This is a genomic window from Streptomyces sp. NPDC096105 (genome assembly GCF_044763335.1).
In the GTDB taxonomy this organism is placed as follows: domain Bacteria; phylum Actinomycetota; class Actinomycetes; order Streptomycetales; family Streptomycetaceae; genus Streptomyces.
This window is the reverse complement of the sequence record NZ_JBIWGC010000004.1, coordinates 420,286-443,672: the sequence shown is the minus strand read 5'-3', so window position 1 is coordinate 443,672 and position 23,387 is coordinate 420,286. Positions and strand designations below refer to the sequence as shown.

General features: G+C 72.8%; 22 protein-coding genes. 10 read left to right on the top strand and 12 right to left on the bottom strand.

Translation table 11 applies throughout. From position 1 onward, the window contains the following. Window positions 1-75: 75 nt before the first annotated feature. Complete coding sequence (locus ACIQ8B_RS09880) at window positions 76-1,650, top strand: LCP family protein (protein WP_403546372.1); 1,575 nt, start codon at window positions 76-78, stop codon at window positions 1,648-1,650. A gap of 67 nt (window positions 1,651-1,717) precedes the next feature. Here ACIQ8B_RS09880 and ACIQ8B_RS09875 read toward each other — a convergent pair whose 3' ends face one another. Beyond that, window positions 1,718-2,758, bottom strand: a complete 1,041-nt coding sequence (locus tag ACIQ8B_RS09875) for a glycosyltransferase family 2 protein (RefSeq protein WP_403546371.1) — start codon at window positions 2,756-2,758, stop codon at window positions 1,718-1,720. A gap of 242 nt (window positions 2,759-3,000) precedes the next feature. On the opposite strand from ACIQ8B_RS09875, the gene ACIQ8B_RS09870 reads away from it, so the two are divergent. Next, window positions 3,001-4,362 carry an LCP family protein gene (locus ACIQ8B_RS09870; RefSeq protein WP_403546370.1) on the top strand — a complete coding sequence of 454 codons (1,362 nt, stop codon included), beginning with the start codon at window positions 3,001-3,003 and terminating at the stop codon, window positions 4,360-4,362. Between the two features lie 45 nt (window positions 4,363-4,407). On the opposite strand, the gene ACIQ8B_RS09865 is transcribed toward ACIQ8B_RS09870, so the two are convergent. Next, complete coding sequence (locus ACIQ8B_RS09865) at window positions 4,408-4,965, bottom strand: acyl-CoA thioesterase (RefSeq protein ID WP_290000936.1); 558 nt, start codon at window positions 4,963-4,965, stop codon at window positions 4,408-4,410. Window positions 4,966-5,083: 118 nt separating this feature from the next. Here ACIQ8B_RS09865 and ACIQ8B_RS09860 point away from each other — a divergent pair, with 118 nt between their 5' ends. After that, entirely contained in the window at window positions 5,084-6,343 is a 1,260-nt protein-coding gene (locus ACIQ8B_RS09860) for an LCP family protein (RefSeq protein ID WP_403546369.1), read from the top strand. A 67-nt stretch (window positions 6,344-6,410) separates the two neighbouring features. Here ACIQ8B_RS09860 and ACIQ8B_RS09855 read toward each other — a convergent pair whose 3' ends face one another. Continuing rightward, complete coding sequence (locus ACIQ8B_RS09855; RefSeq protein WP_290000941.1) at window positions 6,411-6,776, bottom strand: four-helix bundle copper-binding protein; 366 nt, start codon at window positions 6,774-6,776, stop codon at window positions 6,411-6,413. A gap of 180 nt (window positions 6,777-6,956) precedes the next feature. On the opposite strand from ACIQ8B_RS09855, the gene ACIQ8B_RS09850 reads away from it, so the two are divergent. Then, the gene (locus ACIQ8B_RS09850; RefSeq protein ID WP_403546368.1) at window positions 6,957-8,120 is read left to right on the top strand and encodes a phosphatidylserine/phosphatidylglycerophosphate/cardiolipin synthase family protein; all 1,164 of its coding nucleotides are present in this window, start codon (window positions 6,957-6,959) and stop codon (window positions 8,118-8,120) included. Window positions 8,121-8,185: 65 nt separating this feature from the next. Further along, window positions 8,186-8,830 (top strand): dihydrofolate reductase family protein, encoded by a 645-nt coding sequence (locus tag ACIQ8B_RS09845; RefSeq protein ID WP_403546367.1) that lies wholly within the window; start codon window positions 8,186-8,188, stop codon window positions 8,828-8,830. A 73-nt stretch (window positions 8,831-8,903) separates the two neighbouring features. Here ACIQ8B_RS09845 and ACIQ8B_RS09840 read toward each other — a convergent pair whose 3' ends face one another. Then, window positions 8,904-10,061 (bottom strand): acyl-CoA dehydrogenase, encoded by a 1,158-nt coding sequence (locus ACIQ8B_RS09840; RefSeq protein WP_403546366.1) that lies wholly within the window; start codon window positions 10,059-10,061, stop codon window positions 8,904-8,906. Window positions 10,062-10,255: 194 nt separating this feature from the next. On the opposite strand from ACIQ8B_RS09840, the gene ACIQ8B_RS09835 reads away from it, so the two are divergent. Next, window positions 10,256-11,599, top strand: coding sequence for a UDP-glucose/GDP-mannose dehydrogenase family protein (locus tag ACIQ8B_RS09835; protein WP_290000951.1), 1,344 nt, complete (start codon window positions 10,256-10,258; stop codon window positions 11,597-11,599). A gap of 111 nt (window positions 11,600-11,710) precedes the next feature. On the opposite strand, the gene ACIQ8B_RS09830 is transcribed toward ACIQ8B_RS09835, so the two are convergent. Further along, window positions 11,711-12,217, bottom strand: coding sequence for a CGNR zinc finger domain-containing protein (locus ACIQ8B_RS09830; protein WP_403546365.1), 507 nt, complete (start codon window positions 12,215-12,217; stop codon window positions 11,711-11,713). Between the two features lie 108 nt (window positions 12,218-12,325). Here ACIQ8B_RS09830 and ACIQ8B_RS09825 point away from each other — a divergent pair, with 108 nt between their 5' ends. Beyond that, window positions 12,326-12,685 carry a VOC family protein gene (locus tag ACIQ8B_RS09825; RefSeq protein ID WP_290000957.1) on the top strand — a complete coding sequence of 120 codons (360 nt, stop codon included), beginning with the start codon at window positions 12,326-12,328 and terminating at the stop codon, window positions 12,683-12,685. Between the two features lie 15 nt (window positions 12,686-12,700). Beyond that, entirely contained in the window at window positions 12,701-13,093 is a 393-nt protein-coding gene (locus ACIQ8B_RS09820; RefSeq protein ID WP_106413895.1) for a VOC family protein, read from the top strand. Window positions 13,094-13,147: 54 nt separating this feature from the next. Here the strand turns inward: ACIQ8B_RS09820 and ACIQ8B_RS09815 are convergent, their stop codons facing one another. The 4 genes from ACIQ8B_RS09815 to ACIQ8B_RS09800 form a co-directional block, all read right to left on the bottom strand. Beyond that, window positions 13,148-14,275 (bottom strand): dipeptidase, encoded by a 1,128-nt coding sequence (locus ACIQ8B_RS09815; protein ID WP_290000961.1) that lies wholly within the window; start codon window positions 14,273-14,275, stop codon window positions 13,148-13,150. Window positions 14,276-14,396: 121 nt separating this feature from the next. Beyond that, complete coding sequence (locus ACIQ8B_RS09810; protein WP_290000963.1) at window positions 14,397-15,575, bottom strand: dipeptidase; 1,179 nt, start codon at window positions 15,573-15,575, stop codon at window positions 14,397-14,399. 5 nt (window positions 15,576-15,580) lie between these two features. Beyond that, the gene (gene purE, locus ACIQ8B_RS09805) at window positions 15,581-16,081 is read right to left on the bottom strand and encodes a 5-(carboxyamino)imidazole ribonucleotide mutase (protein ID WP_290000965.1); all 501 of its coding nucleotides are present in this window, start codon (window positions 16,079-16,081) and stop codon (window positions 15,581-15,583) included. Between the two features lie 77 nt (window positions 16,082-16,158). After that, window positions 16,159-17,301 (bottom strand): 5-(carboxyamino)imidazole ribonucleotide synthase, encoded by a 1,143-nt coding sequence (locus ACIQ8B_RS09800; RefSeq protein WP_403546364.1) that lies wholly within the window; start codon window positions 17,299-17,301, stop codon window positions 16,159-16,161. A 164-nt stretch (window positions 17,302-17,465) separates the two neighbouring features. On the opposite strand from ACIQ8B_RS09800, the gene ACIQ8B_RS09795 reads away from it, so the two are divergent. After that, window positions 17,466-17,957, top strand: a complete 492-nt coding sequence (locus tag ACIQ8B_RS09795; protein ID WP_403546398.1) for a GtrA family protein — start codon at window positions 17,466-17,468, stop codon at window positions 17,955-17,957. Between the two features lie 34 nt (window positions 17,958-17,991). Here the strand turns inward: ACIQ8B_RS09795 and ACIQ8B_RS09790 are convergent, their stop codons facing one another. Next, entirely contained in the window at window positions 17,992-19,266 is a 1,275-nt protein-coding gene (locus tag ACIQ8B_RS09790) for an ATP-binding protein (RefSeq protein WP_290000972.1), read from the bottom strand. A 43-nt stretch (window positions 19,267-19,309) separates the two neighbouring features. After that, a complete protein-coding gene (locus tag ACIQ8B_RS09785) occupies window positions 19,310-19,987 on the bottom strand; it encodes a response regulator transcription factor (protein WP_106413890.1) in 678 nt (225 codons plus the stop codon). 517 nt (window positions 19,988-20,504) lie between these two features. Between ACIQ8B_RS09785 and ACIQ8B_RS09780 the strand changes: the two genes are divergently transcribed. Then, the gene (locus tag ACIQ8B_RS09780) at window positions 20,505-22,001 is read left to right on the top strand and encodes an oligopeptide:H+ symporter (RefSeq protein WP_290000977.1); all 1,497 of its coding nucleotides are present in this window, start codon (window positions 20,505-20,507) and stop codon (window positions 21,999-22,001) included. Between the two features lie 792 nt (window positions 22,002-22,793). Here ACIQ8B_RS09780 and ACIQ8B_RS09775 read toward each other — a convergent pair. Then, the gene (locus tag ACIQ8B_RS09775) at window positions 22,794-23,357 is read right to left on the bottom strand and encodes an ATP-binding protein (RefSeq protein ID WP_403546363.1); all 564 of its coding nucleotides are present in this window, start codon (window positions 23,355-23,357) and stop codon (window positions 22,794-22,796) included. Window positions 23,358-23,387: the final 30 nt, after the last annotated feature.

Genomic DNA, 23,387 nt, shown 5'->3' with positions numbered 1-23,387 from the left:
TCGTGCGTCTAACAGGACGCAGGGCGGGCCTGCGCGCCGGAGCGAGGTGTTTCCAGGGGTGGGAAGGACAGGGCAGTGACACAGAACGCCACGCGGGAGAGGGCCCGCGACGAGGAGCTCGCGCCGGCTCCCGACGACGAGCCGCCCGCCGACGGCACGGGCCCCCGCCCCCGGCGCGGCCGCCGGATACTCACGTGGTCGGCCGCGGTGCTCGCGCTGCTCGTCCTCGCGGCCGGCGGGGCGGGTTTCCTGTACTACCGGCAGCTCAACGACAACATCAAGAAGGACCCGCTGAACCTCGGCGACGGCAAGGTCGCCGCGCCGACGCCCAACGCGGCCGGCCAGACCCCGCTGAACATCCTGCTCATCGGCAGCGACGCGCGGGACAGCGAGGCGAACCAGGAACTCGGCGGCGCCCGCGAGACGTTCGGCTCCACGCCGCTGGCGGACGTGCAGATGCTGGTGCACCTGTCCGCCGACCGCAGCAACATGTCCGTGATCAGCATGCCGCGCGACACCCTGCTGCACATCCCCAAGTGCACCGACCCCGACGACGGCACGGTGTACCCGGCGAGCGAGGGCCGCGTGATGGCCAACCAGAGCCTCGGGCACGGCGGTCCGGGCTGCACGGTGGCCACCTGGCAGGAGCTCACCGGCATCCACATCGACCACTTCGTCATGGTGGACTTCGCGGGCGTGGTGGCCATGGCGGACGCGATCGGCGGCGTCCCCGTCTGCGTCGACGCCAACATCCACTCGCGCGACAGCCAGGGGCACGGCTCCGGGCTGAAGCTGCCGAAGGGCACCCACCCCGTCAAGGGCGAGCAGGCCCTGCAGTGGCTGCGCACCCGGTACGGCTTCGAGGACGGCAGCGACCTGGCGCGCGCCAGGGCTCAGCACATGTACATGAACTCGCTGGCCCGGCAGCTGCGCGAGAACGCCACCCTCAGCAGCCCCAACAACCTGCGCCGGCTGGCCGAGGAGGCCACCCGCGCGCTCACCGTCGACCCCGGCCTCGACACGGTGAAGAAGCTGTACGACCTGAGCACCGAGCTGCGGAAGGTGCCGCCGGAGCGCATCACCATGACCACGATGCCCAACCGGTACGCGGGCGCCCGCGTGGAGCCCACCGAGGACGCCGAGAAGCTGTTCCGGCTGGTGCGCGAGGACATCGCCCTGGACGGCAGGGACGCCGGGCCGAAGCCCCTCGTGGAGAAGCCGCCCGCCGAACCGTCCGCCGAGGACGCCGACATCGCCGTGCAGGTCCGCAACGGCACCCGTACCGACACCCTCGCGCCCGCCCCGGACCGGGCCGGCGCCATCGCCGGGGAGCTCCGGGAGAAGGGCTTCACGAGCGCCACCGCCGACACCGACGGCGCCTCCGCCGAGGAGCGCACGGTGGTGCGCTACCCGAGCGCCGACCTGGAGGGCGACGCCCGCCGTGTCGCCGCGGTCCTCGGCGTCCCGGCCGACGCGGTGAAGCGGTCCACCGACGTGTCCGGCGTGACGCTCGTCGTGGGCGCCGACTGGCGCGAGGGCACGCGGTACGAGGCGCCCGAGGAGGACGACGCCATGCCCGAGTCGGCGCAGGCGCTCAACGGCGCGGACGACAAGGCCTGCATGCGCGTGGACCCCGCCTTCACCTGGTGAGCGCGAAGGCCCCTTCCCGGCGCGGGAAGGGGCCTTCGGCTCTCGGCGTGAAGGGCGGACGGGGCCGTCAGGCCGCCTTGGCGTCCTCCGCCCGGACGGCGGGGCGCCGGGAGGCGATGACCTTCTTCGCCAGCGAGCGCGGGCTGGTCAGGAAGCCCCAGCCCCACGACATGTGCATGGTGGCCAGGGCCACCGGGATCCGCAGCCGCGCCTTCAGCGGCAGCCCCTTGCCTGCGGGTACGGAGCCCGCCACGATCGCCGCGAGGTAGCCGCCGGGAACCACGAAGCCCCACGGGGTGAGCGCCGCGCCCACCACGAGGCCGGCCGCGATCGCGCACACCGCGGTCGGCGGGGCGAGGTAGCGCAGGTTGATGGAGCCGGCGTGGTAGCGGGCCACCACGTGGCGCCAACGGCCGTAGTCCTTGTACTGCTTGGCGAGCGCCCGCACGGACGGGCGGGGCCGGTACGACACCCTCAGCTCGGGCGAGAACCAGATGAGCCCGCCCGCCTCGCGGATGCGGAAGTTCAGCTCCCAGTCCTGGGCGCGGATGAACTCCACGTTGTAGCCGCCCTGCCGCTCCAGCGCCTCGCGCCGGAACACGCCCAGGTACACGGTCTCGGCGGGGCCCGCCTCTCCGCCGGTGTGGAAGGCGGCGTTGCCCACGCCGATCTTCGAGGTCATCGCGGCGGCGACGGCGCGCTCCCAGTCGTTCTCGCCCTCGGCGTGCATGACGCCGCCGACGTTCTGCGCGCCGGTCTCCTCCAGGAGGCGTACGGCGGTGGCGATGTAGTTCGGGGAGAGCATCCCGTGGCCGTCGACGCGGACCACGATCGGATGGCGCGAGGCCTCGATCGCCGCGTTGAGGGCGGCCGGGGTGCGGCCGGTCGGATTGGGCACGGTGTGCACCCGCGGGTCCTCGGCGACGAGTTCGGCGGCGATCTCGTCCGTGCGGTCCGTGGACGGACCGAGGGCGATCACGACCTCCATCTCACCGGCGTACTCCTGGGCGAGGATCGCGCGGACCGCGCCGCGCAGATGCCGCTCCTCGTTGAGGACGGGCATGATCACGGAAACGGCCGGGGGCCGCACGTCGGGATTGGCGTTCATAGGAGCCTCACGTTACCGCGAACGGGGGACACGGTTGCGCGTGCCGGGGTGCTGTGCGCGGGGCCGCAGATCGCATCGGCCTACGGTGCTCACGATTCCACGCTCGGCCGTCGTCCGGAGGTGCCCCCTTGCCCACCCCGCCGCGCTCCCCACGGCCCCGGACCCCCGGGCGGCGCCCGGCGCGGCCGTCCCGCCCGGCCCCGCACCCGCCCGCGCCCCCGCGCCGCCGGCCGCGCTGGGTCATGCGCACGGTCACCGCGCTGTCGGTCGTGGTGCTCGCGTCCGCCGGGATCGGGCACGCGGTGCTCAGCGGGCTCGACGACGACATCGCACGGGTCGACCCGTTCCGCGACATGAAGAACCGGCCGCGGGCCGGGCACGGCATGAACATCCTGCTGGTCGGCACGGACGGGCGGGACAGCGTCGGCGAGGAGGAGCGGGAGAAGTACCGGCTCGGCGGGGCGCCCTGCCACTGCACGGACACGATCATGATCGTGCACATCTCGGAGGACCGGGACCGCGCCAGCGTCGTCAGCCTGCCCCGCGACTCCTACGCCGAGACGCCCCCGCACACCGACCGGGTCAGCGGGCAGCGGCACAAGGGACATCCGCTGAGGCTGAACGCGGCCTACGCGGAGGGCGGGCCGCAGCTCACCGTGCGGACGGTGGAGAAGATGACCCGGGTGAAGATCGACCATTACCTGGAGGTCGACTTCGCCAGCTTCATGAAGACCGTCGACGTCGTCGGCGGTGTGGAGATCTGCACCGACCAGCGGCTGAGGGACAGCCGCAGCGGGCTCGACCTGCCCGCGGGCCGGCACACCCTCAAGGGCGGCGAGGCCCTGCAGTACGTCCGCGCCCGGCACGTCGACGGGGGGTCCGACCTCAGCCGGATGAGGCGGCAGCAGCACTTCCTCGCGGCGCTGGTGGAGCGGGCCACCTCGTCCGGGATCCTGCTGAACCCGATGAGGTTCCGGGACGTCACCCGCGCGGTGCTCGGCTCGGTCCGCGCGGACGAGGGGTTCGGCGCCGGTGAGCTGCTCGACCTGGGGCGGGCGATGCGGAACTTCTCGCCGTCGTCGTCGGAGTTCACCACCGTGCCCGTGGTGACGCCGGGCCACGTGGTGAAGGGCATCGGCTCGACGCTGAAGTGGGACCCGGAGAAGTCCGAGCGCATCTTCGACGCGCTCCGCCGCGACCAGCCGCTGTCCGCGCGGTCCTCGTCCGGCGCGGCCCTGCGAGTGCCGGTCGACCCGAAGCAGATCCGCGTGCAGGTCGAGAACGGCACCCGCACGTCCGGTCTCGGCCGGCGCGTGGACGCGGCCCTGGCGGCGACCGGCTTCGACACCACCAAGGCCCCCGTCAACGCCGCCCGCCAGGACCACACGCGCACGGTCGTCGCCTACGACCCCCGCTGGGACCGCTCGGCGAAGTCCCTCGCGGCGGCGCTCCCCGGCAGCGAACTCCGCCCGGTCGAGGGCCAGGGCCCCACCCTGAAGGTCATCGCGGGCACCGACTTCGAGAAGGTCCGCAAGGTACGCCCCCGGGACCCGGGCCAGGGAGAGTTCGGAGTGGTCCGCGGCGACGAGGTCAACTGCGGCTGAGCCGCGCCCGGGCGGGCTGCCGCGTGCGGGCTCCGGGCGGGCGCGTCAGTCCTCGAAGCCCTCCGCCGCGCGCTTCTCGCGGAGGTCCAGGATCGCCCGGCGGCGGGCCAGGCGGTGGGTGCGGCGGATCTGGGCCTCCTGGTAGCGGCGGCGGTCCTGTTCGGTCTCCGGGACGACCGGCGGCACCCGGCGCGGCTTGCCGTCGGCGTCGACGGCGGCGAACACGAGGTAGGCGGAGCCGACGTGCGTGGCCGGCGTCGACTCGTTCCAGCGCTCGGCCAGGACCCGCACCCCGACCTCCATCGAGCTCCGGCCGGTCCAGTTGACCTGGGCCTTGACGTGAACAAGATCACCCACGCGGACCGGCTCGAGGAACGCCATCTCGTCCATGGAGGCCGTCACGGCCGGTCCTCCGGAGTGGCGGCCGGCGACGGCGCCCGCCGCGTCGTCGACCAGTTTCATGATCACCCCACCGTGCACGGTGCCCAGGAGATTGGTGTCGCTGTGGGTCATGATGTGGCTGAGGGTGGTGCGGGACGCCGAGACGGGCTTGCCCGGGATCTCCGGACTGCCCGTCTGCGCGGCAGGGGCCTGGTCTGTCATGGCATCCACCTTATGCCGAGGTGACGACCAGCGATTTTGTGTCAGCTTCGCAACAGCGCGGTCCTGATTTCCGACGACCCGTGTATGGCCGCCCGTCCGGACCTGCACACTGTCTGCCATGAATGATTGGCCCGAGGCATGGTCCGACGACAACCGCGGCCGCCGCTACGGACGCGGGAGCGCGAGCGCACAGCCCGAGAGCGCCCGTGTCATGCGGCAGGTCCGGCGCGGACAGCCCACCCCTCCCGGGCAGGGCGCCCACGGCTCGGTTCCGCAGCAGCCCGGCTACGTCGACGGCCAGGGCCACGGAGGCGGCTACGACAGCGGCTACAACACCGGCCAGGTGTACGGCGCGGGCGGACGCGGCGGCGGTGACGGCCACGGCCCGCAGCGTCCCGCGCCGGACTGGCGGCGCCGTATCAAGTGGACGGCGATCACCCTGGTGACCATGGTGTTCGTCACCACCGTCGCCACCTACTTCTGGGCCGACTCCAAGCTCAACCGCGAGGTCGACCTGTCGAAGGTGATCGAGCGGCCCGAGAAGGGCGAGGGCACCAACTACCTCATCGTCGGCTCCGACAGCCGCGAGGGCCTGTCCGCCGAGGACAAGAAGCGGCTGCGCACCGGCTCCTCCGAGGGCAAGCGCACGGACTCGATGATGATCCTGCACACCGGGGACAACGGTTCGACCCTCATATCGCTCCCCCGTGACTCCAACGTGGAGATCCCCACCTTCAAGGGCTCCGAGTCCGGGAAGGTCTACCAGGGCACCGGCCGCCAGGTGAAGCTGAACGCCGCGTACGCCGAGGACGGCCCCGAACTGCTGGTCCGCACCGTCGAGTTCAACACCGGCCTGTACATCGACCACTACGTGGAGATCGGCTTCGCCGGCTTCGCGAACATCGTGGACGCGCTCGGCGGCGTGGAGATCGACATCCCGCAGGACATCAAGGACACCAAGTCCGGCGCCGACCTCAAGAAGGGCAAGCAGACCCTGAACGGCGAGGAGGCGCTCGCCTTCGTCCGCACCCGCTACGCGCTCGCCGGCTCCGACCTGGACCGCACCAAGAACCAGCAGAAGTTCCTGTCCGCCCTGGCCGACCAGGCGGCCACCCCCAGCACCGTGCTCAACCCGTTCAGGCTGTACCCGACCCTGGGCGCGGGCATGGACTCCCTGATCGTCGACAAGGACATGGGCCTGTTCGACCTGGCCGACATGTTCTGGTCGATGAAGGGCGTCAGCGGCGGCGAGGGCACGTCGATGAACATGCCGGTCTCCGGGTCCAGCGGCGGCAACCTGCTGTGGGACAAGGAGAAGGTGAAGCAGCTGGTCGACCAGCTGAACAACGACGAGAAGGTCACCGTCAAGGGCGACTGACGCCTCCGCCGGTCACCTGACGAGGGCACCCCCGCGGGGGTGCCCTCGCGCGTGTCCAGCACGTCCGTCACATCGGGGCGCCCGCCATCGCACGGCACATCTCGGAGCAGCGGCGGCAGGACTCGGCGCACCGCGTCATCCGCTCGTCGTCCGGCATCGACATGCACGCCTCGGCGCACAGGTCGCAGGCCTGCGCGCACATCATGCACATCTCGTTCGCCAGCGGCGAGCGGCGCATCATCATGTCCGCGCACATGCGGGTCATCTCCGAACAGTCCAGGAGCGCCCGCATGATCCGCGTGTGGGCCTCGCCGCCCGTCTGCAGACACGCGCTCATGGTCTCCTCGCACACGCCGTGGCAGGCCATGCACGCCTGGACGCAGTCCTGCATCTCCTTGCTCAGCGGTTCCGTGGCCGGCTGCTGCTGGGTCATGGTTCCTCCCGGGGGACGGCGGGGACCGCCGTTCGGCCCTCGCACCTCCCGTCCTACGCCCCTGTGTCCATGACCACCACAGGACGCCGCTTGGCCGGGCCGGGAACGGCAAGAAGGGGGGATGGCGCCCCTGACCACGGCGCCGAGGGGGCGGTCGGCAGACACACAGGGGAGAGGGACGTGACACCACAGACGGAGCGGAAGCGGCTGCGCAGACGGCTGGAACGGCTCATCGGCATCGCGGCGACCGAGGGCAACGAACTCGTGCCGCTGCGCAACGGCGACGAGATCTTCCCCGCGATGCTGGAGGCGGTCCGCGCCGCGGAGCACACGGTCGACATGATGACGTTCGTCTACTGGCGGGGCGACATCGCGCGGGAGTTCGCCGAGGCGCTGGCCGACCGGGCCCGCGCGGGCGTCCGCGTGCGCCTGCTGCTGGACGGCTTCGGCGCCAAGGAGATAGAGCCGGAGCTGCTGAAGGCGATGGAGGACGCCGGCGTCCACGTGGCGTGGTTCCGCAAGCCCACCCGGCTGTCCCCGATGCGGCAGAACCACCGCTGCCACCGCAAGGTCCTGGTCACCGACGAGCACACCGCCTTCACCGGCGGGGTCGGCATCGCGCAGGAGTGGTGCGGCGACGCCCGCAACCCCGGCGAGTGGCGCGACACCCACGTCCGGGTCCGCGGACCGGCCGTGGACGGCATCGCGGCGGCCTTCGCGCAGAACTGGGCCGAGTGCCACGACGAGCTGTACGACGCGTGCGACCGCTTCACCTCGCAGGAGCAGCCCGGCAACGCCACGGTCCAGGTGGTGCGGGGCTCGGCCAGCTTCGGCTGGCAGGACATGCAGACCCTGCTGCGCGTGGTGATCACCTCGGCGCGGGAGCGGTTCCGGCTGTCCACGGCGTACTTCGCGCCCGACGCCTACTTCGTCGACCTGCTGGCGGCCGCCGCCCGCCGGGGCGTCGCGGTGGAGATCCTGCTGCCCGGGCCGCACACCGACCAGCGCGCCTGCCTGCTCGCCGGGCGGCAGCACTACCAGACGCTGGTGGACGCGGGTGTGGAGGTGCGGGAGTACCAGCCGACCATGCTCCACACGAAGATCATCACGGTGGACGGCGTCTGCTCCCTGATCGGCTCCACCAACTTCAACCGCCGCTCCCTGGAGCACGACGAGGAGGTCATGCTGGCCGTCCTCGACGAGGACTTCACCGCCCGGCTCGACGCCGACTTCGACGCCGACCGCAAGCAGAGCGAGCCGATCGACCCGGCCCGCTGGAGGCGACGCCCCCTGCGCGCCCGCCTCGCGGAGACCGCGGTCACCCCGATCCGGCGTTTCCTGTGAGCCGGCGCCGATGAGTTCTCCCCGCCCGGGGAGTCCACTTCCTGTCACCGATGTCAGGAGGAACAGTGCCTCAGCTGCTGCGCGTGCAGAATTTCAACGTCTCGGCCGACGGGATCGGCGCGGGCGAGGACCAGAGCCTGGAGCGCCCCTTCGGCCACGTGAACCCCGGGGAGCTGTTCGCCTGGGCGGGAGCGACCGCGAGCTGGCCGAACCGCACCGCGCCCGGCGGGACCCGGGGCCTCGACGACTACTTCACCCGTGACTTCGCCCACAACATCGGCGCGGAGATCATGGGCCGCAACAAGTTCGGGCCCCAGCGCGGGCCCTGGCACGACCACGAGTGGCGGGGCTGGTGGGGGGACGAGCCGCCGTTCCGCACGCCGGTGTTCGTGCTGACCCACCACCCGCGTCCGTCGTTCACGCTGTCCGACACCACGTTCCACTTCGTCGAGGGCGACCCGGAGCGGGTGCTGGACCTGGCGCGGGAGGCGGCGAACGGCAAGGACGTGCGGCTCGGCGGCGGGGTCACGACCGTGCGCCAGTTCCTCGACGCCGGACTCGTGGACACCCTGCACGTGGCGGTGTCGCCGGTGAAGCTGGGCTCCGGCCTGCGGCTGTGGGACTCCCCCGAGGACCTGCTCGACCGGTACCACCTGGAGATCGTGCCCAGCCCGAGCGGGGTGGCGCACCACCTGTTCTGGCGCAGGTGACCGCGCCCGGGCCGGACAGCCCGGAGGGCGCCCGGGGGATCCCGGACGCCCTCTCGCGGTCACGCCTGTCGCTCTACGGCAGGTTGCGCGCCATCACGATCCGCTGGACCTGGTTGGTGCCTTCGTAGATCTGCGTGATCTTCGCGTCGCGCATCATCCGCTCGACCGGGTAGTCGCGGGTGTAGCCGTAGCCGCCGAGGAGCTGGACGGCGTCCGTGGTGACCTCCATGGCCACGTCGGAGGCGAAGCACTTGGCGGCGGCGCCCTGGAAGGTCAGGTCGCTGTCGCCCCGCTCGGACTTGGCCGCGGCGGCGTAGGTGAGCTGGCGGGCGGCCTCGATCTTCATGGCCATGTCGGCGAGCATGAACTGCACGCCCTGGAAGTCGGCGATCGGCTTGCCGAACTGCTTGCGCTCCTTGACGTAGCCCTTGGCGTAGTCGAGGGCGCCCTGGGCGATGCCGAGGGCCTGGGCGGCGATGGTGATGCGGGTGTGGTCCAGGGTCCGCATCGCGGTGGCGAAGCCGGTGCCCTCCTCGCCGATCATGCGGTCGGCGGGGATGCGGACGTCGTCCAGGTAGACCTCGCGGGTGGGCGAGCCCTTGATGCCGAGCTTCTTCTCCGGCGCGCCGAAGGAGACGCCCTCGTCGGACTTCTCCACGACGAAGGCGGAGATGCCCTTGGAGCGCTTCTCCGGGTCGGTGACGGCCATCACCGTGTAGAACTCGGACTCGCCGGCGTTGGTGATCCAGCGCTTCACGCCGTTGAGCACCCAGAAGTCGCCGTCGCGGACGGCGCGGGTCTTCATGCCGGCGGCGTCGGAACCGGCGTCCGGCTCGGACAGGCAGTACGAGAACATCGCCTCGCCCTTGGCGAGCGGGGCCATGTACTTCTTCTTCAGCGCCTCGGAGCCGGAGAGGATGACCGGCAGCGAGCCCAGCTTGTTCACGGCGGGGATGAGGGAGGAGGACGCGCAGACGCGGGCCACCTCCTCGATCACGATGACCGTGGCGAGGGCGTCCGCGCCGGCGCCGCCGTACTCCTCGGGGACGTGGACGGCGTGCAGGTCGTTGGCGACGAGCGCGTCGAGGGCCTCGCGGGGGAAGCGGGCCTCCTCGTCCACCGCGGCGGCGTGCGGCGCGATCTTCGCCTCGGCCAGCGAGCGGACGGCGTCGCGGAGCATGTCGTGCTCCTCGGACGGGCGGTACAGGTCGAAGTCAGCCGATCCGGCCAAGGTCTCTCACGCTCCAAAACGCTGCGATGCTGATCACGCTAACTACCGTTAAGTAACTCAAATGTTAGCCCTCCCCCGGGGCCGTGAACAGGTGAGCTGGGCGACAGCCGGGCGGCCGCCGGTCAGGGCGGACGCGGGCGCCCCGGATATGCTCGGGCGCGCACGTGCCTGCCGCAGACCCCTGGAGCACCCCCATGGCCCTCAAGATCACCGTGATCGGCACCGGTTATCTCGGCGCGACCCACGCGGCGGCCATGGCGGAGCTGGGCTTCGAGGTGCTGGGCCTCGACGTGGTCCCGGAGAAGATCGACAAGCTGCGCCGGGGCGAGGTCCCGATGTACGAGCCGGGGCTCGAGGAGCTGCTGCGCCGGCACGTGGCCGGGGTCGAGGGCTCGACCGGCCGGCTGCGGTTCACCATGGACTGGGCCGAGCTGGGCGAGTTCGGCGACGTCCACTTCGTCTGCGTGAACACCCCGCAGCGGCACGGCGAGTACGCCTGCGACATGTCGTACGTCGACGCGGCGATCGCCTCGCTCGCCCCGCACCTGAAGGGTCCCGCGCTGGTCGTGGGCAAGTCGACGGTGCCCGTCGGGTCGGCCGACCGGCTGGCCGCCTACCTCGCCGAGCACGCGCCGGCCGGGGCGGACGCGGAGCTGGCCTGGAACCCGGAGTTCCTGCGCGAGGGCTTCGCGGTGCAGGACACGCTGCACCCGGACCGGATCGTGGTGGGCGTGCGCAGCGAGCGGTCGGAGAAGCTGCTGCGCGAGGTGTACGCCACGCCGGTCGAGGAGGGCACGCCGTTCGTGGTGACGGACTTCCCGACGGCGGAGCTGGTGAAGACGTCCGCGAACTCCTTCCTGGCCACCAAGATCTCGTTCATCAACGCGATGGCGGAGCTGTGCGAGGCCACCGGCGGGGACGTCGCCAAGCTGGCGGAGGCGATCGGGTACGACGACCGGATCGGCCGGAAGTTCCTGCGGGCCGGCATCGGCTTCGGCGGCGGGTGTCTGCCGAAGGACATCCGGGCGTTCATGGCGCGCGCCGGTGAGCTGGGCGCGGACCAGGCGCTGACGTTCCTGCGCGAGATCGACTCGATCAACATGCGCCAGCGCGGCCGGATGGTGGAGCTGACCCGGCAGGAGCTGGGGGGCGGGCCGTTCCTCGGCAAGCGGGTGGCGGTGCTGGGCGCGACCTTCAAGCCGGACTCGGATGACGTCCGTGACTCGCCGGCGCTGAACGTGGCGGGGCAGATCCACCTCCAGGGCGGCCAGGTGACGGTCTACGACCCGAAGGGCATGGACAACGCCCGCCGTCTGTTCCCGACGCTCGGGTACGCCGGCTCGGCGCTGGAGGCGGTGCGCGGCGCCCATGTCGTGCTGCACCTGACGGAGTGGCGGGAGTTCCGCGAGCTGGACCCGGCGGAGCTGGGCGAGGCGGCGGCCGAGCGGGTGGTGCTGGACGGGCGCAACGCGCTCGACGCGGAGGTGTGGCGGCGGGCCGGCTGGCGCTTCCGGGCGATGGGACGTCCCGGGGCCTGACGCACCCGCCCGGGGTCCGACGGACACAGGCGACGCCGGTTCGGCCGAGGCTCAGTCGGCCGAACCGGCGTCGTGTCGCATTCTGCCCCAACGGGCGCGGGCGTGGCGGGGCTACCCCTGCTTCGCCCGGTACCGGCGCATCTTCGCGCGGGCCCCGCACACCTGCATGGAGCACCAGCGGCCGCGCCCGCCGGGGCTGCGGTCGTAGTAGGCCCAGTGGCAGTCGGGGGACTCGCATGCCTTGAGGCGCTGCCAGGTGCCGGCCGTGAGCGCCTCGGCGACGGCGGCGGCGACCCGGCCGAGCAGCGGCCCCTCGTCGGCCGGCGCGAGGGCGGCCGAGCCGTCGGCGGGGTCGACCGTGACCACCAGGGGCGCGCGGGCGAGCAGGTCGCCGAGCGGGACGACCGGGCGGTGGGCGGGGTGGCCGGCGTGCGCGAGCAGGGTGGCCCGCAGCGACTCGCGCAGGACGCGGGCGTCGTCGACGGCGTCCTCGGTGAGCCCGAAGGACGCGCGGCCCCCGGGGGTGTCCAGCGCGTCGTCCCCGGTGGCGAGGTCCACCGTGTTGACCAGGGCCTGGATCAGGGCCAGCCGCCCGGGCGGGGCCGCTCTCTCGCTCATGACGCGACGGTACCTCTCTCGATCCCCTTGCGACGTTACCGGTTATGAGGGAGCATGCGGTAACGGTTACCTGTAGACCGCTTCAGGCGGTAACTCGAGGAGGCAGTCATGTCCGTAGCGAAGGTGGGCGCCGTCGTCCTGGACTGTCCGGACCCGCGCGCGCTGGCCGGTTTCTACGCCGGTGTCGTGGGCGGCACGGTGGACGGGGAGGGCGACTGGGTGGACGTGGAGGTGCCCGGCGGTCCGACGCTGTCCTTCCAGCGGGCCGAGGGACACGTGCCGCCGCGGTGGCCGGCCGCGGACCGCTCCCAGCAGTTCCACCTCGACCTGACCGTCGAGGACCTGGACGCGGCCGAGAAGGAGGTCCTGGCGCTGGGCGCGGAGCCGCTGGACACGGAGGACCGTTCGCGCGGCTTCCGGGTTTACGCGGACCCGGCCGGGCACCCGTTCTGCCTGTCCGCCTGCTGAGACCAGGAGGGATACATGGCCCCCGTGGCACGACTGCGCAATGTCGTCCTGGACTGCCCCGACCCGGGTGAACTGGCCGTCTTCTACGCGGCCGTCGCCGGCGGCACGCCCGTGGCGGAGGACGAGGACTGGGTGGTCCTCCACATCCCCTCGGGCCCGCGGCTCGCCTTCCAGCGGGCCCCCGGGTTCACCCCGCCGGCCTGGCCGAGCGCCGACCACGACTCCCAGCAGTTCCACCTCGACTTCGACGCGGGCGGCACCTGGGAGGAGGTCGACGCGGCCGAGGAGAAGGTGCTGGCCCTCGGGGCGCGCGTCCTGGACCGCGAGGACGACACGTCCAAGGACTTCCGCGTCTACGCCGACCCGGCGGGCCACCCCTTCTGCCTGTGCCGCATCGAACAGCCGTAGGGCACGGGCCCGCGGGGGCGCCGAGAAGCCGGGCTCGGTCCGGACCGGCGCCGCTCAGCCGTCGAGGGCGGTGATCGTCGCCGTCGACGGCTTGCGGCGCTGCTGGGCGGTGTGCGCGGCGAAGGCCGCCGCGCGGAGGACGCGTTGGACGTTGCCCCAGGTCAGGAGGGCGACGTCGGACTCGTCCCAGCCGCGCCGGAGCAGCTCGGCGACGAGGCGCGGGTAGCAGGACGGGTCGCGCAGCTCCTGGGGGTGGGCGGTGCCGGTGTCGTAGGCGCCGGAGAGGCCGACGCAGTCCGGGCCGGCGAGGGTGCGGACGTGGTCGAGGTGGTCGGCGACGTCGCGGACCGTCGGCCCGGCCTGCTCGGCGGTGAGCGGCACCAGGCACAGCCCCTTCGCCTCGCCCACCGCGACGAGCAGGTCGTCGGGCAGGTTGGCCGGGTGCGGGCGCAGGTCGCGGGCGCCGGACCGGCTGAACAGCACCGGCGCCTTGGACACGGTCAGGGCGCGGCGGACGGTCGGGGCGGAGGCGTGGGAGAGGTCGGCGACCACGCCGAGCCGGTTCATCTCGCGCACGACCTCCTCGCCGAAGCGGGTGAGCCCGGCGGGCCCCGCCCAGGAGGTGCCGGTGAGGGTGAGCACCCGCACGCCGAGGGCGTGCAGCGCGCGCAGGACGCTCAGGGAGTCGCCGAGCGCGGGCGCGCCGGCCGGCCCGAACAGCACGGCGATCCGGCCGCGGTTGCGGGCGTCGACGACCTCCCCCGCGGTGCGGGCGGGGCGCAGTCCCTCGTCGTGGGCGGCGACGACCGCCTGCGCCAGGTCGAGCTGTTCCAGGGTCGCGGTGAGCGCCCGGTCCCCGTCGTGGCCCTCGGGCAGGTGCAGCGACCAGAACACGGCGCCGACCTGCCCCTTGCGCAGCCGGGGCAGGTCCGCGTCGACGGCGCTCTCCCCCAGGTCGAGGTCGTACCAGGGCAGTCCGCGCAGCGTCCACGGCAGTGCGCTGTAGCCGTCGCAGACGGGGTGGGCGGTGAGGACGGCCCGGGCGCGGTCGAGGGGGGCGTCGTCCGGGTCGGAGACGGGCCGGTACTCCTCCGGCCCGACGACCACCGCCTCCTGCGGGTACGGCTCGTCGACACGGCCGACCTCGGCGGCGGTGTGCAGGTCGTCCTGGAGATCGGCCATCACGGGGCTCCGTACGTCGTGACCTCGGCGGTACGGTCACGGTCGCACGGAGCCCTCTCCGGCTTCCTGGTGAACGCGGCGTTCGGGGTAAACCCGAGGGGCCCCGCGCCGCGTGGGCCGGTCAGCCGTCCAGCGCCTCGATGGTGGCGTTGGACGGCGCGCGCGTCGCGCGCAGGCCGCGGGCCACGTCCTCGGCGGCGCCCAGCACGCGGACCGCGTTCTGCCAGGTCAGCTTGGCCAGGTCGGCGCGGGACCAGCCGCGGTCCAGCAGCTCCGCGATCAGCCGGGGGTAGCCGGAGACGTCGTCCAGGCCGTCGGGGGTGAAGGCCGTGCCGTCGTAGTCGCCGCCGATGCCGAGGTGGTCGATGCCGGCGACCTCGCGCATGTGGTCGAGGTGGTCGGCGACCGTGGCCACCGTGGCGACGGGGCGCGGGTGGGTCTCCTCGAAGGCGCGGTGCACCTTCATCGCCTCGGCGGTGGTGTCGAGGTGGTGGAAGCCGTGCGCGCGCATGTTCTCGTCGGCGGCCGCCGTCCAGTCGACGGCGGCCTGGAGCACGAACTTCGGCACGAACGTCACCATCGCGATGCCGCCGTTGGCGGGCAGCCGCTCCAGCACGTCGTCGGGGATGTTCCGCGGGTGGTCGCAGACCGCGCGGGCCGAGGAGTGGGAGAAGATCACCGGCGCCGTGCTGGTGTCCAGCGCGTCCCGCATGGTGGTGGCGGCGACGTGGGAGAGGTCGACCAGCATGCCGAGCCGGTTCATCTCCCGCACCACCTCACGGCCGAACGCCGACAGTCCGCCCACGCCGGGCTCGTCGGTCGCCGAGTCCGCCCACGCCACGTTGAAGTTGTGGGTGAGGGTCAGGTAGCGCACCCCGAGGCCGTACAACCCGCGCAGCGTGCCGAGGGAGCCGGCGATGGAGTGGCCGCCCTCCGCCCCCATGAGGGAGGCGATACGGCCCTCGCGGCGCGCGGCCTCCATGTCGGCGGCGGTCAGCGCGGGCGCCAGGTCCTTCGGGTACCGATCCAGCAACTGCCGTACGCAGTCGATCTGTTCGAGCGTGGCCGGCACCGGGTCGGGGGCGTCGGCGCGGACGTACACCGACCAGAACTGCGCGCCGACGCCGCCGGCCCGCAGCCGGGGGAGGTCGGTGTGCAGGTGGGCCGACTGGTCGCCGGCGATGTCGCGGGCGTCGAGGTCGTAGGTGACCTGTTCGCGCAGCGCCCAGGGCAGGTCGTTGTGCCCGTCGACGACGGGGAACTCGGCGAGCAGCGCGCGGGCGTCGTCCAGGGAGGTCACGGGGCTCACTTCCCGAAGCCGAAGCCGTTCGCGGACCCCTCGGCCCTGGCCCGCAGCCGCTTGCCCTTCTCGGTCGCCTGGTCGTTCAGCTCCTGCTGGAACTCCCGCATGCGGCCGAGCAGTTCCTCGTCGTGGGCGGCGAGGACACGGACCGCGAGCAGGCCCGCGTTGCGCGCGCCGGCCACGGAGACGGTGGCGACCGGCACCCCGGCCGGCATCTGCACGATGGAGAGCAGCGAGTCCATGCCGTCGAGGTGCTTCAGCGGCACCGGCACACCGATGACGGGCAGCGGGGTCACGGAGGCGAGCATGCCGGGCAGATGGGCGGCGCCGCCCGCGCCGGCGATGATCACCTTGAGCCCGCGGTCCGCGGCCTGCTCGCCGTACGCGATCATCTCGCGCGGCATGCGGTGCGCGGAGACGACGTCGGCCTCGTAGGCGATCTCGAACTCGTCGAGGGCCTTGGCCGCCGCCTCCATGACGGGCCAGTCGGAGTCGGACCCCATGACGATGCCCACCGAAGGGAAGGGGCGCGCGTCAGCGCTCGTTGAGGGGCGGTGGCCGGGCGACGGGTGGGCGGGACTCATTCGGTGATCGTGCCTCTCAGGTAGCCGGCTGCGTGACGGGCGCGCTCCAGCACGTCGTCCAGGTCGTCGCCGTAGGTGTTCACGTGACCGACCTTGCGGCCGGGCTTCACGTCCTTGCCGTACATGTGGATCTTCAGCCGGGGGTCGCGCGCCATGCAGTGCAGGTACGCGGAGTACATGTCCGGGTAGTCGCCGCCGAGGACGTTGGCCATGACCGTCCACTTCGCGCGCGGGCGGGGGTCGCCGAGCGGGAGGTCGAGGACGGCGCGGACGTGGTTGGCGAACTGCGAGGTGATCGCGCCGTCCATGGACCAGTGGCCGGAGTTGTGCGGGCGCATGGCGAGTTCGTTGACGAGGATGCGGCCGTCGCGGGTCTGGAACAGCTCCACCGCGAGGTGGCCGACCACGCCGAGTTCCCGGGCGATGGTCAGCGCCATCTCCTCGGCCTTCAGCGCGAGGCTCTCGTCGAGGTCCGGTGCGGGCGCGATGACGGTGTCGCAGACGCCGTTCACCTGCCGGGACTCCACGACCGGGTAGGCGACGGCCTGTCCGTGCGGGGAGCGCACGACGTTGGCGGCCAGCTCGCGCACGAAGTCGACCTTCTCCTCGGCGAGCACGGGCACGCCGGCCCTGAACGGCTCGGCGGCCTCCTCCACGGAGTCCACGACCCACACGCCCTTGCCGTCGTAGCCGCCGCGGACGGTCTTGAGGACAACGGGGAAGCCTCCCCCGCCCTCCGCCGCGAACGCGGCCACGTCGGCCGGGTCGTCGACGATGCGGTGGCGCGGGCAGGGCACGCCGATCGCCTCCAGCCTCGCGCGCATCACGCCCTTGTCCTGGGCGTGCACCAGCGCGTCGGGGCCGGGGCGGACGGGGATGCCGTCGGCCTCCAGGGCCCTGAGGTGCTCGGTGGGCACGTGCTCGTGGTCGAAGGTGATCACGTCGCAGCCGCGCGCGAAGTCGCGCAGTGTGTCCAGGTCGCGGTGGTCGCCGACGACGACGTCGCCCACCACCTGGGCCGCGGAATCCTGCGGGGTGTCACTGAGGAGCTTGAACCTGATGCCGAGCGGGATGCCCGCCTCGTGTGTCATACGAGCGAGCTGACCGCCGCCGACCATGCCGACTACCGGGAACGTCACGCCCCCAGGGTATCCGCCCGCGCCAGGGTGGCCGATTCCCGCCCGTCGGGCGGGACGGAAGGGACGCGCGGGGCGCGGGCGACGCGGCGTCCGCAGGAAGATCGCGCGTGCGGGTGGTTAGCATGGCGGAGTTGACGCACTCGACCGACGGGAGCCTGTGGGCGATGGGACAAGGTTCCTCGGGGCTTCGACGGCTCTTCCGTGAAGCGGCCAAGTTCGGCGCGGTGGGGGGAGCCGGGGTCCTGGTCAACCTCGGGGTGTTCAACCTGGTCCGGCAGGCGACCGACCTCCAGGTGGTGCGCGCGAGCGTCATCGCCACCGTGGTCGCGATCATCTTCAACTACGTCGGCTTCCGGTACTTCACCTACCGGGACCGCGACAAGTCCCGGCGCACCCGCGAGATGTCGCTGTTCCTGCTGTTCAGCGTCATCGGCCTGGTGATCGAGAACGGCGTGCTCTACACGGCGACGTACGGCTTCGGCTGGGACAGCCCGCTGCAGAGCAACATCTTCAAGTTCCTCGGCATCGGCGTCGCGACGCTGTTCCGCTTCTGGTCCTACCGCACCTGGGTGTTCCGCGCCCTGCCGGTGCGGGAGGAGCCCGTGGCGGGCGGGGCCCCGGTCGCCGGGGGGCGGCCCAGGCAGCGCGTGCCGTAACCGCCGCGCGTGCCGCTCGGCGGACCGTTCCGTCTCAGCGGACCGTCCTGCGGGTCTCCTCGTCGGGGTCCTTCCGCGGGGGCGTGCGGGACAGGAACAGGCCGAAGACGGCCGGGCTGGCCTGCAGCATCTCCAGACGGCCGCCGTCCGCCTCCGCCAGGTCCCGGGCGACCGCCAGGCCGATCCCGGTGGAGTTGCGGCCGCTGATCGCCCGCTCGAAGATCCGCGCGCCCAGCTCGGCGGGCACGCCCGGCCCCTCGTCGGTGACCTCCACGACGACCTGGTTGCCGGTGACCCGGGTGCGCAGGGCGACCGTGCCGCCGCCGTGCATCAGCGAGTTCTCGATCAGCGCGGCCAGCACCTGGGCGACCGCGCCCGGGGTGCCCACGGCCCGCAGGTTCCGCTTGCCGGAGGCGACGATGGCCCGGCCGGCGCTGCGGTAGGCGGGGCGCCACTCGGCGAGCTGCTGCGTGATCACCTCGTCGAGTTCGAAGGTGACGGCGGAGCCGGTGCGCGGGTCCCGGGAGTTGGTCAGCAGCCGCTCCACCACGTCCGTCAGCCGCTCCACCTGCGTGAGCGCGATCGTCGCCTCCTCCTTCACCGTCTCCGGGTCGTCGGTGAGGGTGATCTCCTCCAGCCGCATGGACAGCGCGGTGAGCGGGGTGCGCAGCTGGTGGGAGGCGTCGGCGGCGAGCCGCCGCTCGGCGGTCAGCATGCGGGCGATGCGTTCGGCGGAGGCGTCCAGCACGTCGGCGACCCGGTCCAGCTCGGGGACGCCGTAGCGGCGGTGGCGGGGGCGCGGGTCGCCGGAGCCGAGCCGCTCGGCGGTCTCGGCGAGGTCGGTCAGCGGGGAGGCGAGGCGGTTGGCCTGCCGGATCGCCAGCAGCACCGCCGCGATCACCGCGAGCAGCGCGACCAGGCCGATGATCAGCAGGGTGCGGCCGACCTCCTCGGTCACCGAGGAGCGCGACTCCTGGACGGTGACCGTCTCGCCCTCCTCGCCGGGCGCCGTGGCGCTGATGACGTCGCCGTCCGGCTTGGAACCGACCTCGATGGGCGGCTTGCCGGGGAGCCGGACGACGGCGTACCGGTCGTCGGGCATCTGGTCGTCGAGGACCTCGGCGGTGACCTTGTCCTCGACCAGCAGCCGGCTGTCGACGATGCTGGCCAGCCGCACCGCCTCGGACTCCACGCGCTCCTTGGCGGTCTCGGTGATGGTGCGGGTCTCGACGATCACCAGGGAGACGCCGAAGACGGCGATCACGACGAGGACCACGGCGAGCGTGGACTGGATCAGACGGCGGCGCATGTTCTCCCACCCGGCGGCGGAACCCCGGCGGGGTCCAGCTCTCTCAGCTCTTCTCGAAGCGGAAGCCCACGCCGCGCACGGTGGCGATGTAACGGGGGTTGGCCGCGTCGTCGCCGAGCTTCTTGCGCAGCCAGGAGATGTGCATGTCGAGGGTCTTGGTGGAGGACCACCAGGTGGTGTCCCAGACCTCGCGCATCAGCTGGTCGCGGGTGACGACCCGGCCCGCGTCGCGCACCAGCACCCGCAGCAGGTCGAACTCCTTGGCGGTGAGCTGGAGCTCCTCGTCGCCCATCCACGCCCGGTGCGACTCGACGTCGATGCGCACGCCGTGGGTGGCGGGCGGCTGCTGCGGCTCGGCCGCGCCGCGCCGCAGCAGGGCCCGGACCCTGGCCAGCAGCTCGGCGAGCCGGAACGGCTTGGTGACGTAGTCGTCGGCGCCCGCGTCCAGGCCGACGACCGTGTCCACCTCGTCGGCGCGCGCGGTGAGGATCAGCAGGGGGACCGTGTGCCCCTCGGCGCGGAGCCGGCGGGCGACCTCCAGGCCGTCCATCCCGGGCAGCCCGAGGTCCAGCACGACCAGGTCGACGCCGCCCTGCATGCCGGCCTCCAGGGCGCCGGGTCCGTCCTCACGCACCTCGACGTCGTAACCCTCCCGGCGCAGGGCGCGGGCCAGCGGCTCCGAGATGGACGCGTCGTCCTCGGCGAGCAGTACACGGGTCATGCCGATGATGGTAGACCCGCGGCCCGAGCCGCAGGGGCGTGATCGGCGGGCTCGGTCCCCACCGGCGTCCCGCCCGGTCCTCCTCTCCCGCACCCTTGGCACGGACCTGCGGGTGCGAGGTGCGATGCTGGGCAGACCTTCGAATGGGCGATCCCGGTTCCTTTGAAACCTGTGATTCACGTCTCAAGTCCTTCCATATCCGGCACTGTCCTGCCGTATGGTGAACCAACGCCTGTTGCACCGCGGGGACCTTTGGCGGCAGTTGACGCCGAGGGTCTCTTTTGTGTGCGGGCCGGCACGCTCTGCCGGTCCCTGAAGCAATGACCTGTGGCCGGGCCTTCACCGCGCGTCGACGCGCGGCGGGGGCGTGGATCCCGGTGGTCGCCGTCCGCCGCTCCGTGATCCGGGGCGGCACCCCCCGGGCGTGGGGCGGACGGTACGGCCCGCCGGTGCCGGCCAGCCCCCCACCGGGCGCGTACCCGTCTCGCGCGACGCGTCCCGACAGCAAGGAACGACCATGGCGTCCAGCCTGACGAAGGACTCGGCCTCCCCGGGCACCCCCGGATCCGAGAAGACCTTCTTCGGCCACCCCCGCGGACTGGCCACACTCTTCATGACCGAGATGTGGGAGCGTTTCTCCTACTACGGCATGAGGGCCCTGCTCCCGCTGTACCTCGTCGCGCCGGGCGGACTCGGTCTGAGCGCGGGCACCGCCACCGCCATCTACTCGGTGTACCTCTCGCTGGTGTACCTGCTCGCCATGCCCGGCGGCTGGTTCGGCGACCGGGTCTGGGGCCCCCGCAGGACCGTCGCCGTCGCCGGCGGCATCATCATGCTGGGCCACCTGACGCTGGCCCTGCCCTACTCGGGCACCTTCTACGGCGGCCTCGGCCTCGTCGCGATCGGCTCCGGCCTGCTGAAGGCCAACATCTCCACGATGGTCGGCCAGCTCTACCAGGGCCCGGACGACCCGCGCCGGGACGGCGGCTTCACCGTCTTCTACATGGGCATCAACCTCGGTGCCTTCGCCGCGCCGCTGATCATCGGCACCGTCGGTGAGAGCGTCAACTGGCACCTGGGCTTCGCGCTCGCCGCGCTCGGCATGGGTCTCGGCGTGACGCAGTTCCTGCTGGGCAGCCGCCACCTGGACGCGCAGTCCAGCGTCGTCCCGAAGCCGCTGTCGGCCGAGGAGAAGGCCTCCACGCTGCGCAAGTCCGCGCTGTGGGCGGGCATCGCCGTCGTGGCGTACGCGATCGTCGGGTTCTCCGGCCACTACACCCTGAACTGGATCCTGGTCCCGCTGACCCTGCTCGGCGTGATCATCCCGGTGACGGTGCTGGTCCGCATCAAGCGCGACAAGGACCTCGACCGCACCGAGCAGTCGAAGATGTCCGCGTACATCTGGTTCTTCGTCGCCGCCGCGATCTTCTGGATGATCTACGACCAGGGCGGCTCGACCCTGTCGATCTTCGCCGACTCGTCGGCCGAGAACAGCGTCCTCGGCTGGGACTTCCCGGTCTCCTGGTACCAGTCGGTCAACCCGGTCCTGATCATGGCCCTGGCCCCGGTCTTCGCCTGGATCTGGCTCGCGCTGAACCGGCGCGGCAAGGAGCCGAGCACGATCGTGAAGTTCGCCTCCGGTCTGATGCTGGTCGGCGTCTCGTTCTTCCTGTTCCTCGCCCCGCTGTCGATCGCCGAGGGCGGTCACAAGGCGGCCGCGCTGTGGCTGGTGGCGGTCTACTTCGTCCAGACCGTCGGCGAGCTGCTGCTCTCCCCGGTCGGCCTGTCGGTCACCACGAAGATGGCGCCCGCGAAGTACGCCTCGCAGATGATGGGCGTCTGGTTCCTCGCCGTCACCGCCGGCGACGCCACGACCGGCCTGCTGTCCATCGCCGGCGTCGACCTCAACAAGACGGGCATCGTCGCCCTGGAGGCGACCCTCGCGGTCCTGGCCGGCGCGGCGGTCTGGATGTACCGCAACAAGGTCAAGGCCCTGATGGGCGACGTCCGCTGAGACGGCACTGACCGCACCCCGCACGGGAGAAGGGCCCCGCAGCCGACACGGCTGCGGGGCCCTTCGGGTGTGAGGGGGTGCGGTCGGCGCCGGGTGCGGTCGGCGCCGGGTGCGGGGCGGTGCGGGGCGGGTGCGCGCAGGCACGCGGGGCGAGGCGGCCGGGGTGCGTGCCCCCGGCACGGCTGGGGGCTCCCCGGGCGCTGGGGGCGCCGGGCGCGGACGTGCCGACGCGTGCGCCAGGCGGGAGGCGGGACGGCGCGGGCCCCGACGTGGTGAGGGAGGCGGGTCCGGTACCCGGGCGAGGCGGGAAGCCCGCCCTTCGGCGCGGTGGGAGAGACCGCCCGCGCCGCGCGGTGCGAGGGGGCGCTCGCGCGGGGCGGCCGCGGCGGGCATCGGGGCGCTGTGGCCCGGCTTCCACCGAGGAGGGGGCCTGGGAGTCGCTCAGAGGGCTCCGAGGCGGCCTGAGGGCACGGACGGGCCCCCTGGGGCGGTGAGCTCGTGCCGCAGCGGCTCAGGGGCGTCCAGCGGCTTCCGCTGCCGGGCGGGGCGCTCGCACAAGGACTGCGAGGCGGTGGCGCCCCCCGACCGGCACTCCGCGTCCTGGAGCGGACGGCGGGCGGCACCCCGTGACGCCGGCGCCGGACGGCAGCGCACGGAGCGGCCTGCGCAGAAGCGCCCCGCGCGGGAGCCCCCGAGGCCGGCGCGGCCGCACGGGACGCGCGTCTCGGGCGGCGCCGCATGCTCGCGGGGCGGCGCGGGACAGCGCGCCGGGTGTCGGAAGGGGGCCCGGCGTCACGAGGGGGTGCCCAGTTCGGCCCAGACCGTCTTGCCCGCGATGTCGGGGGCGCGGAGCACGCCCCAGTCCAGGCACAGGCGCTGGACGATGAACATGCCGTGGCCTCCCGGCCGGCCCGCGCGGTGAGGCGTGCGCGGGGACGGCTGGCCGGTGCCCCGGTCGGTGACCTCGAGCCGGATCACCTTGCGGTCGCAGGTGATGGTCAGCAGATCCGGCCCCTCGGCGTGCAGGCACGCGTTGGTGACCAGCTCGGACACCACGAGCAGGACGTCCTCGGCGGCGGCCCGCCGGTCCGCCGTGGCGGTCGGCAGCCAGCCCCAGTCGTACAGCGCCTGCCGCGTGAAGTCCCGCGCGAGCGGCACGACCCCGCTCTGGTCCTCGAAGCTCAGCCGGCGCGCCTGGGTGCCGCCGGACGGACCCGGTGGCGACGCCGGTGCGGCCGGCACGGCCACGCCGCCGTCCGGGACGGCCGCGGCCGGTGCAGCGCCCCCGGGCGTCCCGGAAGCGCCGCTGGGCTCCGGACCGCGGTCGCCCGGCGGGTAGGGCCGGGTGGTGCTCATCAGCGCCTCACCTCACCGTGTCACCAGTTC

Coding starts and splice junctions, on each gene's coding strand:
- ACIQ8B_RS09815 (WP_290000961.1), bottom strand. CDS start 14,275: ATGGCCGATCTCCAGGACGACCTGCACACCGCCGCCGAGGTCGGCCGT.
- ACIQ8B_RS09875 (WP_403546371.1), bottom strand. CDS start 2,758: ATGAACGCCAATCCCGACGTGCGGCCCCCGGCCGTTTCCGTGATCATG.
- ACIQ8B_RS09865 (WP_290000936.1), bottom strand. CDS start 4,965: ATGACAGACCAGGCCCCTGCCGCGCAGACGGGCAGTCCGGAGATCCCG.
- ACIQ8B_RS09780 (WP_290000977.1), top strand. CDS start 20,505: ATGGCGTCCAGCCTGACGAAGGACTCGGCCTCCCCGGGCACCCCCGGA.
- ACIQ8B_RS09825 (WP_290000957.1), top strand. CDS start 12,326: ATGTCCGTAGCGAAGGTGGGCGCCGTCGTCCTGGACTGTCCGGACCCG.
- ACIQ8B_RS09790 (WP_290000972.1), bottom strand. CDS start 19,266: ATGCGCCGCCGTCTGATCCAGTCCACGCTCGCCGTGGTCCTCGTCGTG.
- ACIQ8B_RS09835 (WP_290000951.1), top strand. CDS start 10,256: ATGGCCCTCAAGATCACCGTGATCGGCACCGGTTATCTCGGCGCGACC.
- ACIQ8B_RS09775 (WP_403546363.1), bottom strand. CDS start 23,357: ATGAGCACCACCCGGCCCTACCCGCCGGGCGACCGCGGTCCGGAGCCC.
- ACIQ8B_RS09820 (WP_106413895.1), top strand. CDS start 12,701: ATGGCCCCCGTGGCACGACTGCGCAATGTCGTCCTGGACTGCCCCGAC.
- purE (WP_290000965.1), bottom strand. CDS start 16,081: ATGGGGTCCGACTCCGACTGGCCCGTCATGGAGGCGGCGGCCAAGGCC.
- ACIQ8B_RS09830 (WP_403546365.1), bottom strand. CDS start 12,217: ATGAGCGAGAGAGCGGCCCCGCCCGGGCGGCTGGCCCTGATCCAGGCC.
- ACIQ8B_RS09860 (WP_403546369.1), top strand. CDS start 5,084: ATGAATGATTGGCCCGAGGCATGGTCCGACGACAACCGCGGCCGCCGC.
- ACIQ8B_RS09795 (WP_403546398.1), top strand. CDS start 17,466: ATGGGACAAGGTTCCTCGGGGCTTCGACGGCTCTTCCGTGAAGCGGCC.
- ACIQ8B_RS09855 (WP_290000941.1), bottom strand. CDS start 6,776: ATGACCCAGCAGCAGCCGGCCACGGAACCGCTGAGCAAGGAGATGCAG.
- ACIQ8B_RS09870 (WP_403546370.1), top strand. CDS start 3,001: ATGCGCACGGTCACCGCGCTGTCGGTCGTGGTGCTCGCGTCCGCCGGG.
- ACIQ8B_RS09785 (WP_106413890.1), bottom strand. CDS start 19,987: ATGACCCGTGTACTGCTCGCCGAGGACGACGCGTCCATCTCGGAGCCG.